The sequence below is a fragment of the Paenibacillus sp. MAH-35 genome (assembly GCF_058135425.1).
The window spans coordinates 89,383-100,277 of record NZ_JBYUPU010000024.1 but is presented as its reverse complement, the minus strand read 5'-3'; the positions used below and the strand labels follow the sequence as shown (position 1 = coordinate 100,277).

The window sequence follows — 10,895 nt, the reverse complement described above, 5'->3', positions numbered from 1 at the left end:
AAAGTAATTATATGTAGAGGATATAGTCTACTTACTCTTAGTAAACTATATTGCTTAAATGTTATCGTTCTCCCAGCAATCTTTTCAGTATAAACATAAGCAAAAATGAATCCAGATAAAACAAAAAAGAAATCAACTAAAAGCCAGCCATATTGATAAAACCAATAAGCAATAGATCTAAACGGACTCTCGCTCTGTGGTATGAAATGCTGATAATGCCAGAAAAATGCAACACCTATTGCAGCAATACCTCTTAACGAATCTAATGCCGATAATCTATTATTTATAAGTCTCAAGAGAATCCTCCTAGCAAGTATAGATGGCTTACAGTTACATTATTAAAAAATATTGATTAAATCTCTCAATCGATTTTGAAAGAGAAAAACGTAAGCAATAAAGAAAAAAAGCCCTGAATACAAGGCTTTTTTTATATGCGGTCGGAGGGATTTGAACCCTCACACCCGATGGGCACTACCCCCTCAAGATAGCGTGTCTGCCGTTCCACCACGACCGCAAATCGGAGATAGATGTTAGTTAAAGGAAATATGAGCCATGTAGGACTCGAACCTACGACACCCTGATTAAAAGTCAGGTGCTCTACCAACTGAGCTAATGGCTCATGGATATGCCCCGACCTTATTGCTGTTGAGGGGCTCTGCTGTGACAAGCCTTAGATGCTCGTCCCCATGAAATATGAAGATGGAGGAATGGTGACCCGTAGGGGATTCGAACCCCTGTTACCTCCGTGAAAGGGAGGTGTCTTAACCCCTTGACCAACGGGCCATGTTGCTTGATTCTACTGCCGCCCTTCAAAGCGACAAGTGTTATTATATCGGAATTAGGGGACATTGACAAGCATTTTTTCAAATCGTTTTTTGGAGTAATGGCATGACCTCAAACCTGCTCTTTGGCTGGCTGAACCGCGCTTCAACTCACCCTTGTTCTACAACTTCCATCTCCGGATATTAAAGGACACCGTTGCTGCAGGTGTTGAACGTTAAGCACCAACTTCAATTTTATGAAACAATCCGAATGTGCTATGCTTTTTCCATATTGGAGGTGATCCGGACGATGCTCGTGTACCATAAATCGAACCAAAGTGTGCTTGAAGAACCGGTGAGGCTGCCCACCCCGGACGAAGTAGCCTGGATTCGTCTCCGCGCCCCCGAGCCGGAACAACTGCAGCACATTCTTCAAGACGTATTCCACTGCCACCCGCTGCTCGTCGAGGATTGCATTAAGATGAATCAGCGTCCTAAGATGGACCGTTACAAAGATCATATCTTCATTTCCTTTTACAGCCTAAACAAAAATTTGAGCTCCTCCGAAATCGCGATTGTTATCGGCACTAACTTTATAGTAACGGTGTACAAACAAGATATCCCGTTCCTTGACGATCTCTACTCGGAGTTTCAGCAGGTGGAGGGAAAGATGGAGTATACGGGACGGATTTTGTATCATATTTTGGACCGGTGCGTGGACGAATATATGGAGCACGTTTACCAGTTGGACGATCGAATTGACCGGCTCGAGCAATCCATTTATCACAATCCGTACGTTCGCGTCGCCCAAGACATTTTCCGGATGAAACGGACGCTTCACATGCTCCGTCGCATCTTTGTGGAAGAACGGACTTTGCTCGGCGCGATCGGCCACCAAAACTTCCCCTATATCCGCCAGGAATCCGACGTTTATTTCGTCGATATTTACGACCATTTGTCGCGCGTCGTCGACTCGCTGGACATTTATCGGGAATCGCTAAACGGCTTGCTGGAGCTGCAGATGAACATGAAATCCGACCGGATGAACGAAATTATGAAGACGCTCACGATTGCCAGCACGTTTTTTATGCCGTTAACATTCATCGTTGGGATATACGGTATGAACTTCGACCGGATGCCCGAGCTGGATTGGAACTATGGGTATCTGGCCGTTTGGGTCATCATGGCGGCCGTGGCCGTCGGCATGTGGATTTATTATAAGAAGAAGAAGTGGATGTGACGGGGCTCCGACGCCCCTCCTGTCGGGTTCTCATCCCTCGATCTTTCTCACGTAACACAAAAAAGCCGCCTTAATGGCGGCTTTTTCGTTACGGAGAAAGAGGGATACTCTCCAGCTTTCCAAGCCTCCGAGACTGCGTAGTATTCCTTTCGAAGCGCTGCTCCGACGCCCCCTCTATTCGGGTTCTAATCCCTTCCTCTTAACGCAAAAAAGCCGCCTTAATGGCGGCTTTTTCGTTACGGAGAAAGAGGGATTCGAACCCTCGCGGCTGTTACACCCTAACGCTTTAGCAAAGCGCCCCCTTCGGCCTCTTGGGTATCTCTCCATGAGAAGTAAAAACCTCCCCGAACAGGACTCGAACCTGTGACAACTCGGTTAACAGCCGAGTGCTCTACCAACTGAGCTATCAGGGAACGTATATTGTTAAATTATCATGAATCGGCGGCCAAGTCAAGCTGGAGCAGTTTCAATTTACCTTTGCATGTGCCGCAAGCGTATTTACGCGGATCCATCCTCCGTTTGCGCATATAGGAGGTGCCGCACGATACGCATTCTAGCTTGTACCGAAACGGCTGCGGCTTTCGTTTCATCCCGAGCGACTGGCAGTAACGCGTACCTCCGACTTCCGCGAGCAGCTTTTTGAAATCCTCGTCCCGATGCCTGTACCCTTTACGCTGTAAATGCAAATGATAATGACACAGCTCATGCTTAATAATTTTCTCGACTTCTTCCGGTCCGAACGTTTCGTATTGATGCCAGCTAATATCGATATGATGAGACTTCATAAAATACCGTCCGCCTGTCGTCCGCAGCCGCGTATTGAATGTCGCCCAATGCAGAAAAGGGCGTTTGAAGTAATGCAGAGAGATCCGCTCCACCCATTGCTGCAACTGCCGGTCGTCCATTCGCCCCCTCCTCCTTCGGCCTTCCGCGGTAAGTAAACTTTACTTGAATTTGTACTCCATCATAGGCTACACTGTCAAGTAGAACAAGTCGGAACGAACGCTTTTCGCAACCAAGCAAAGCCCTGAGAGGAGAACGAAACCGCGATGCCGAAAATGAGATATGCCGTGCTGAAGCTCGGCGAAACTTTGGAATTCGTCGAAATGCCTGCCGATCACGTGTACCAATTAACCGCTTTAAACCGCCGCCTGCATAAAGAGCTGGACAAGCTGACAGCCGATGGCGTCCCTACGCTGCCTCACGTCGTGGCTGAATGCGATTCGCTGGATATCGTAGACAACGCATGCACGGTCCTGCACGGACTTGAGTACATGAACGCGCTGGAGCGTTCCTTTGCCCAGCTTGACGAGAAATCTTATCCGCTCATCTCCTTGCTCACCGAGATTCGGGCGCTGCAAGCCCAACTGGAGCAATGGTACGAAGAGGAAGAAGACGCCTGACACATTTGCCGCAATAGGACCTGCACCGCATCCGCCTTTTCCCCATATCCTATAGGTAGTAGCACATCACGAGTGTGAAAACTATGGGAAAGGGGATGGAACTATGCCGCAGTGGCTTTGCCATCAACTGGAGAAAGCGTTTCGCAAGAAGGATATTCGGCAAGTTCGGCTGCTGAACGACTGCTGGTTTTTTTATCGCACACGAACAACCGACTCGAAGGAGTCCATTCATATATCCAGACCGTAAACGCCCCGGAGACAGCGTCCCCAGGGCGTTTCTTCGTTATAGTTCAGACTGGAAGGCTGGAGGGGGAAACCTGCCTTCTTGACCCGTTGCGGATAACCCCCGTTTAATACACACCTGGCCTACAGCATCCCGCCTATTTGCCGTTCTGGCTTTTCATCGTCAGCCCGACCCGTCCCTTCTTCAAATCCACATTCAGCACCCACACCGTCACCGTATCGCCAACCGACACGACATCCATCGGATGTTTGACGAACGTATCGCTCATCTGGGAAATGTGAACGAGTCCGTCATTTTTGATCCCGATGTCGACAAATGCACCAAAGTCGATCACATTGCGAACCGTACCCTGCAACTGCATCCCCGGCGTCAGATCTTCAAGCTGCAGCACATCGGTGCGGAAAATCGGCGGCGGCAGCTCTTCGCGCGGATCGCGTCCGGGCTTCTGCAAGCTGTCCAGGATGTCCCGCAGCGTCGGCACCCCGACGTCCAGCTTGGTCGCCAGCGTGTCTACATCAGCGTGCTGCAGCTTCTCCTTCAGTTCCTTGGTGCCGAGCTGATCCAGCTCCACCCGCAGTTCGCGGAACAACCGGTCGACGACCTCGTACGATTCCGGATGAATCGGCGTATTGTCGAGCGGATTCTCACCTTCGCTGATCCGCATAAACCCGATGCACTGCTCGAACGTCTTCGCCCCAAGCCGCGGTACCTTCTGCAACTGCTTGCGATTGACGAATTTGCCATTTTCCTCGCGGAATTTGACGATATTTTTGGCGATCGTGCCGTTGACACCCGATACATAGGAGAGCAGCGACGGCGAAGCGGTGTTCAGATCGACGCCGACATGGTTCACCGCAGACTCGACGACCGCCTTCAGGCTTTCCTCCAGATGCTTCTGCGCCACATCGTGCTGGTACTGACCGACACCGATCGCCTTCGGTTCGATCTTCACCAGCTCCGCCAGCGGGTCCTGCAAACGCCGGGCGATCGAGATCGCACTCCGCTCCGCCACGTCCAGATTCGGGAACTCTTCCTGCGCCAGCTTGGACGCCGAGTAGACGCTCGCTCCGGCCTCGTTGACGATCAAATATTGCAGCCCGCGTCCCTTCACCTTCCCGATCAAATCCGCGATGAACTGCTCCGTCTCCCGGGAAGCCGTTCCGTTGCCGATCACGACCAGCTGCACGCCATATTTCTCGATCGCTGCTTTCACCTTAGCTTCCGCTTCCGCTACTTTGTTGTTCGGCGGGGTCGGATAGACGACATCGATGTACAGCGTTTTTCCCGTCTCGTCCACAACCGCAAGCTTGCAGCCCGTCCGGAAAGCCGGGTCCACGCCCAGGACGACCTTTCCTTTGACCGGCGCCTGAAGAAGCAGATTACGCAAATTTTCCGCGAAAATCTGGATCGCATGCTCCTCCGCCTTCTCCGTCAGCTCCCCGCGCACTTCGCGCTCGATCGACGGGGCGATCAGCCGCTTGTAGGCATCCTCGATCACCAGTTGCAGCGTTTGCTTGACGATGGAGTCGCCTTTGATCGTCTGTTTGCCGATGTAATCGTGGATACGATCCGCCGGCACTTCCAGCTTCACCTTCAGCACCTCTTCCCGCTCTCCGCGGTTAATCGCAAGCGTCCGGTGCGGCGGCAGACGGCGAACCGGCTCCTGGTACGCGTAATACATCTCGTACACCGACTCCTGGTCCTTATCCTTGGCTTCCGTTACAATGATGCCCTGGTCCTGCGTATGCTTGCGCACCCAAGCCCGTATTTTGGCGTCGTCCGCGATATTTTCGGCAATGATGTCCATGGCCCCTTGGATCGCGTCCTCGGCTGTATTCACCTGCTTGTCCGCATCGATATACTTCGACGCCTCCTGCTCCAGAGACCCTTGACGCGGCTGCGTCAGAATCCAGGCCGACAGCGGCTCCAAGCCGCGCTCTTTGGCTACGCTGGCTCTCGTCTTCCGCTTTTGCCGGTACGGCCGGTACAGGTCTTCCACTTCCTGCAGCTTCACCGCTTGCTCGATCGATGCTTTCAGCTCGCCGGTCAGCTTGCCCTGCTCGTCGATCAGCCGGATGACTTCCAGTTTGCGATCCTCGAGATTGCGCAAATATTGCAGCCGCTCCTCGATGTCCCGGAGCTGCGTCTCATCCAGCTCACCCGTCATCTCCTTGCGGTAGCGCGCGATAAACGGAATCGTGTTGCCTTCGTCCAGCAAGCCGACCGAGGTACGCACTTTCGTAAACGGGAGCTGCAGCTCCTTGGCGATTTGCTTCAAGATCCGTTCCTGCTGAAGCGCTTTATGTTCTTCGGTCATTTCCGGTTTGGCCGTATCCGGGTCTTGAAGGGCCGTGCGGTTGGTTTCCAGCTCTTTGGTCATGCCCTACCTCTTTCTGCTATGGTTTCATTGTACATCTCTTCTACTGTAATATTTTCGCTTTGGGGCATGCGGATTCCTGCCTAAATGGACTTTTTTCTCCGATTGAGGAACAAGTGTGCCTATGATTATGAGGATGCTTTTTCAGGTAACAATATGATCCTGCAGATAGCCAGCAAGTATGTCGGATCAAACCAATCGGTTGTCCCCAGCTTATGCACAGATTATCCACAAGGAGCCGAGAAAGTATTGATAAAAACAAAAAAACGAGGGCTTCCCCCCGTCCGTTCGTTGTTGTAGCCGATTAAAAATCAATCAACCCTACGCTAATCTGCAAAGCTTCGTCCACCTTACGCATCGACTCGTCGTCCAAATGCGTAATCTTGTCGGTAAGCCTCTGCTTATCGATCGTCCGGATCTGCTCGAGCAAAATAACCGAGTCGCGGTCGAACCCGTGCGTTTCCGCATCGATTTCCACATGGGTCGGCAGCTTCGCTTTCTGAATTTGCGCAGTGATTGCCGCAACGATTACGGTTGGGCTGAACCGGTTTCCGATGTCATTCTGAATGATGAGCACAGGCCGAACTCCACCTTGTTCTGATCCCACTACAGGAGACAAGTCCGCAAAAAATACATCGCCACGTTTCACTATCAAGCTCTACACCCCGCTAACTAAGCGCTCAAGGGTACCGTCCGCTTCTTCCTCCGCTTGAAAAGCCTCTGCCGCCATATGCAGATTGATCTTCGCCATTTCCATATACCCGCGCTGCATCGACTCGCGCAAATGGCGCTTCTTACGTTCCATGAGATACAGCTTCATGGCTTGACGAATGAATTCGCTGCGATTGGAGTTTTCCTTCTCCACGATGCCGTCGACTTCCTGCAGCAAGTAATCCGGCAGACTGATCATGATCCTTTTCGTGTTATGCACATTGGCCACCGATCTCGCACCCCCAAAACATTCCCAAACCAATACTACCATTATGTCGTGCATGAAGTAATTTTATACAAGACCAAGTATATGCGCTGGATATATCACGTATGTATACCCGTTGCAAATCTTTGTCCGAGAGCCGCAACCCCGTTGCAAGCCTGGTCATACGCATCACGGAACACCCCTTCCCAGGCGCTGTCCTCTCACTTGGGAGAAGAGGAAAATTTGTTAACGTACCGGGAACAGTCCCCAAAATTGCCGTCTCTACCTATTCGATCCGCGACGACAAAATCCTTTGTTTGGTTGCATAAATGTTGTTGGTAAATGTTGATAAACCGTGTCGAAACTGTTATTCTGACTGCCTTGTCATTCATATAATAAGATGTAGAAAACGAAGCGGGACGAACTCCCTCACTACGAAAAAGCTGCTCCGAAGTAACAGGATGAGAAAGAGATCAACGATCCGTACTCCAAACGTGGAGGGAATCACTTTACGAATCCAAAACTAACGGATCAAAGGGTTTAAAACGTCTTCCCTCCGGCCGTCCCGAATATACACCCGAGGCACCCGGTGAGAAACCATGCACGTAATCTCGTAGTTCACCGTGCCGAGCAAAGCGGCAAGATCCTCGGCGGTAATCGCTTCGTCCTGCTGGCGCCCCATCAGCACCACTTCTTCCTCTTTGGACAAGTCGCCAAGTCCGCTGACGTTCGCCATGCACTGATCCATACAGATCCGTCCAACAATCGGCACCTTCCGCCCGCGCACGATCGCCTGCGCTTTCCCGGACAACATCCGGCTGTAGCCGTCCGCGTAACCGATCGGTAGCGTCGCGATACATTCTTCCCCGGAGGTGTGGTACATCGTGCCGTAGCTTATGCCAGAGCCCGCAGGAAGCGTCTTGACGTGAACAGCCCTCGTCTTGATACTCATCACCGGCTCGAGCTGCACGCGCTCTTTATTCACCTCTTCAGACGGGTATAGGCCGTACATCCCAATTCCTAGCCGAACCATCGTGTACGACAGCTCCGGACAATCGATTCCCGCTGCGCTGTTCCCGGTATGAACGTAACGGAACGTCATTCCCCGCTCCTCCAAATGCCGGATAATCCGCTCAAACTTCCGGTGCTGCTCCAACGTATACGCTTTATCCGCCTCGTCGACGCAAGCGAAGTGTGTATACACGCCTTCCACATCCAACAATGGGTGTTCGACCGCTCGTGTTATATAGGAAATGGCTTCGTCGTTAGGTTGAAGTCCAAGGCGTCCCATGCCAGTATCTATTTTGATGTGGACTTTGAGTTTGCGAGGTGTTGCAGTTGCAGCTGTTGCGGTCATATTGGTATCAATATCAATATCGTTAGCGTGAATGCTCTCGGGATTGCTGGTAAACGCATCAGTACTCATGCTTTCGGAAACTGCAGCAGTTTCCGGCATAGAGACCCTCCCCGTGGTTGCATCCGTAGTCATCACACTTGCGGCATGACAGCCGGCGTGTGACTGGGAACCTCGCATCGAAGATGGGCTGCCCTGTCGAACACTCGCTCCCATCACAGCATGCGCAGAATCCTCCGGCCTTTTTTCCAGCCAAGAACTTCCCGCCTCCGCCGTCTGACCTGAAGTTGCTTGAAGCCGCTCTTCCAACGCCGTCCACAATTCATCTTGAAACACCGTTAACGTAATATCATGCTCGATCGCAAGCGGAATGCCTTCCGGCTGCGTGTACCCAAGCACCAGGATCGGCGCCTTCACTCCCTCACGCCGAAGCTCCAGCGCTTCGTCCAAGAAGGCGACCCCGATATAGCTGACGCCGCACTCCATTGCTTCTAGCGCCACTTTTACCGCGCCGTGTCCGTATCCGTCCGCTTTGACGACCGCCATCACCTTCATCTCCGCCGGCAGCGCCTGCCGAAATGCCCATATGTTGTGCCGCAGCGCATCCAGCGAAACCTCCACCCACGTCGGCCGATAAAACGTCTCCAACCTGTTCACCTTCTTCTAGTCATCAATCCCCCACCACCGGAGCCCGCCAAAAAACACATAAACCTATGGTAATGCCATCCCCCCAGGCTGTCAATGAACAAAGAGTCACATATTCGTGATCTGGGGGCGGTAATAAAAGGGAATGCCCGGTTTCCGTTTTTTGAAAGAGTGGATTCTCTTTTTAAACTACGACAGCACAATTATATAACAGGATTTTCCTGGCGAATGTCGAATAACTAAGGGACACGAAATGAATGGGAGTGTACCCCTTATGCTTTCGAAAAATCGCCTCGGCCCCGCGCCAAAAGTCTATTTCCGACCTGAGATGGTTAACTGTCCGCATTGCGGAGTCAAACTCAGACGTTCCCATAACGCATGGAAGAAGAAAATTTCAACGCTGACCGGCGTCATTCACGCATGGAGTATGGCTTACCTGTGCCCTAACGCGAACTGCACCCATGCAGGCGTAGCCTATAAATCTGCAGAAGCCGAAATGCTCAGTATGAAGCATTCCTCTTATGGCTACGACGTGCTCTGCCTCGTTGGAGAGTTGCGCTTTAAACAGCATCGCACTTGTAAAGAGATTGCAGATCTGCTGAACGCGCGTGGCATTGCAACAAGCGAGCGATATGCCCAAACATTGTATGAGCGTTATCAAACCCTGCTTGCGGCCAGCCTTGACGATTACGTGAGGCAAAGCTTGGCAGAAACGACGGCACAAAATGGTGGGATCATCCTCTCGATGGACGGTGTCCAACCTGAAAAGGGAAACGAGATGCTCTACGTCATTCGCGAAGTATTCAGTGGTGCGATTCTCGCCGCACAGAATATGAAAAGCGGAGCGGCTGCTGAATTGCGTACGCTCATCGAACCCATTATAGAAATGGGGTTTCCCATTGTGGGGATCGTCAGCGATGGACAAGTGTCCATCCGTCAGGCATTCGAAACGCTTTTACCGGACGTACCTTATCAGTACTGCCAATACCACTACCTCAAAGACATTGCCAAACCCGTCGTAGACGCGGATCGCAAGCTCAAAATGGAGTTGAAAAAGGGCATGCGTGGCCTGCGGGATGTGGAAAGAAAAATCGAGCAGGCGGAGAAGAAAGCTATGAAAACGGCCCAAACGAGCGAAGGCGAAGGCTCAGACGTTTCACATACTGAAGCGCAAGCCGTTGTAAGTGAAGCTCAGGTGGCCAAAGGTTATGTCGCTGCTGTTCGTGCTTTGCTTCTAGAAGACGGGGAGCCACCGCTCGAGTTACCCGGGATGCTCATATATGAACGAGCCCAAGCCATACAGGCGTCGCTTGCGCGATGCTTGACTAAAAAAAGAGCCTCATCTTCTTCAGGGTTTGGTGAGAATTTTCAGTAAACTTAGTGATCAGACATCCCGGTACGAGTCGGTAACCCGTTGGGCTAAGCCGCTCGCTCATATCGCGGCCGCGCTGGAACCAGGTGAAGACAAAACGAGCGAAACGGTCGAATGGGAAATGACCCAATTGCTTGCGTGGCTCAAACAGACCTACACGCATGAAGAAGATGCGCCTATGGTGGCGAATGTGTTGAACTATTCACGCGGTTTCTGGAAGGGACTGTTTACCTGCTACGACCACGATCACGTGCCGCGCACCAACAACGATCTGGAGCAATTTTTCCGCCGAACGAAGGCTTGCCATCGTCGGATCACGGACTTCGTAATTGGAACAGCTACATCATTCGAAACGGAGAAATGATTGTGCTCGTGGACGATGCGCTTCGCCAAAAGTACGTCATCGCCCGTTTGAGAACTGTGAGCTATGAAACGTATGCTCAGCGCAAAGCACGATGGAACGAGCGCCTATCCGAAGGCGTTCAGCGTAGGCGCTTTAATCGCAGCCCTCATACTTTTTTGCAACAATTGGAAGACCAGTGGGATCAATTATAGAGCGTTAGTTGATTGTGCCGTCGTAGTT

11 protein-coding genes and 5 tRNA genes are annotated in these 10,895 nt (G+C 51.6%); 5 read left to right on the top strand and 11 right to left on the bottom strand.

Annotation, left to right across the window (positions count from 1 at the left end):
* The 4 genes from AC3Y2E_RS22625 to AC3Y2E_RS22610 form a co-directional block, all read right to left on the bottom strand.
* A partial coding sequence (locus AC3Y2E_RS22625) for an acyltransferase family protein (protein WP_379214361.1) occupies window positions 1–296 on the bottom strand: 296 nt, incomplete at its 3' end.
* A gap of 136 nt (window positions 297–432) precedes the next feature.
* Window positions 433–514: transfer RNA gene (locus AC3Y2E_RS22620), tRNA-Leu, on the bottom strand.
* A gap of 32 nt (window positions 515–546) precedes the next feature.
* Window positions 547–619: transfer RNA gene (locus tag AC3Y2E_RS22615), tRNA-Lys, on the bottom strand.
* 89 nt (window positions 620–708) lie between these two features.
* Window positions 709–783 (bottom strand) — tRNA-Glu (locus tag AC3Y2E_RS22610).
* A 288-nt stretch (window positions 784–1,071) separates the two neighbouring features.
* Between AC3Y2E_RS22610 and corA the strand changes: the two genes are divergently transcribed.
* Window positions 1,072–2,001, top strand: coding sequence for a magnesium/cobalt transporter CorA (gene corA, locus AC3Y2E_RS22605; protein ID WP_379214359.1), 930 nt, complete (start codon window positions 1,072–1,074; stop codon window positions 1,999–2,001).
* Window positions 2,002–2,240: 239 nt separating this feature from the next.
* Here corA and AC3Y2E_RS22600 read toward each other — a convergent pair.
* From AC3Y2E_RS22600 to AC3Y2E_RS22590, 3 genes are all read right to left on the bottom strand, one after another.
* Window positions 2,241–2,326: transfer RNA gene (locus AC3Y2E_RS22600), tRNA-Ser, on the bottom strand.
* Window positions 2,327–2,341: 15 nt separating this feature from the next.
* Window positions 2,342–2,414: transfer RNA gene (locus AC3Y2E_RS22595), tRNA-Asn, on the bottom strand.
* Between the two features lie 18 nt (window positions 2,415–2,432).
* Entirely contained in the window at window positions 2,433–2,906 is a 474-nt protein-coding gene (locus tag AC3Y2E_RS22590; RefSeq protein WP_379214357.1) for a SprT family protein, read from the bottom strand.
* Window positions 2,907–3,050: 144 nt separating this feature from the next.
* Between AC3Y2E_RS22590 and AC3Y2E_RS22585 the strand changes: the two genes are divergently transcribed.
* Window positions 3,051–3,404: a hydrolase/acyltransferase gene (locus tag AC3Y2E_RS22585; protein ID WP_332075768.1), complete on the top strand. Its 354-nt coding sequence runs from the start codon at window positions 3,051–3,053 to the stop codon at window positions 3,402–3,404.
* Window positions 3,405–3,507: 103 nt separating this feature from the next.
* The gene (gene cmpA, locus AC3Y2E_RS22580) at window positions 3,508–3,651 is read left to right on the top strand and encodes a cortex morphogenetic protein CmpA (protein WP_190930443.1); all 144 of its coding nucleotides are present in this window, start codon (window positions 3,508–3,510) and stop codon (window positions 3,649–3,651) included.
* Between the two features lie 133 nt (window positions 3,652–3,784).
* Here the strand turns inward: cmpA and AC3Y2E_RS22575 are convergent, their stop codons facing one another.
* The 4 genes from AC3Y2E_RS22575 to alr all read right to left on the bottom strand — a co-directional run bounded on the left by AC3Y2E_RS22575 (window position 3,785) and on the right by alr (window position 8,943).
* Entirely contained in the window at window positions 3,785–5,965 is a 2,181-nt protein-coding gene (locus tag AC3Y2E_RS22575; protein WP_379214371.1) for a Tex family protein, read from the bottom strand.
* 364 nt (window positions 5,966–6,329) lie between these two features.
* Complete coding sequence (locus tag AC3Y2E_RS22570) at window positions 6,330–6,680, bottom strand: type II toxin-antitoxin system PemK/MazF family toxin (protein WP_190930442.1); 351 nt, start codon at window positions 6,678–6,680, stop codon at window positions 6,330–6,332.
* Between the two features lie 3 nt (window positions 6,681–6,683).
* Complete coding sequence (locus tag AC3Y2E_RS22565) at window positions 6,684–6,965, bottom strand: CopG family ribbon-helix-helix protein (protein WP_317891266.1); 282 nt, start codon at window positions 6,963–6,965, stop codon at window positions 6,684–6,686.
* Window positions 6,966–7,464: 499 nt separating this feature from the next.
* Entirely contained in the window at window positions 7,465–8,943 is a 1,479-nt protein-coding gene (alr, locus tag AC3Y2E_RS22560; RefSeq protein WP_379214354.1) for an alanine racemase, read from the bottom strand.
* Window positions 8,944–9,214: 271 nt separating this feature from the next.
* On the opposite strand from alr, the gene AC3Y2E_RS22555 reads away from it, so the two are divergent.
* Together AC3Y2E_RS22555 and AC3Y2E_RS22550 are read left to right on the top strand one after the other, a co-directional pair.
* Entirely contained in the window at window positions 9,215–10,315 is a 1,101-nt protein-coding gene (locus tag AC3Y2E_RS22555) for a transposase (RefSeq protein WP_379214352.1), read from the top strand.
* On the top strand, window positions 10,299–10,676 hold the full coding sequence (locus tag AC3Y2E_RS22550) for an IS66 family transposase (protein ID WP_379214350.1): 378 nt from the start codon (window positions 10,299–10,301) through the stop codon (window positions 10,674–10,676). The genes AC3Y2E_RS22555 and AC3Y2E_RS22550 overlap by 17 nt, the downstream gene beginning before the upstream one ends.
* Window positions 10,677–10,895: the final 219 nt, after the last annotated feature.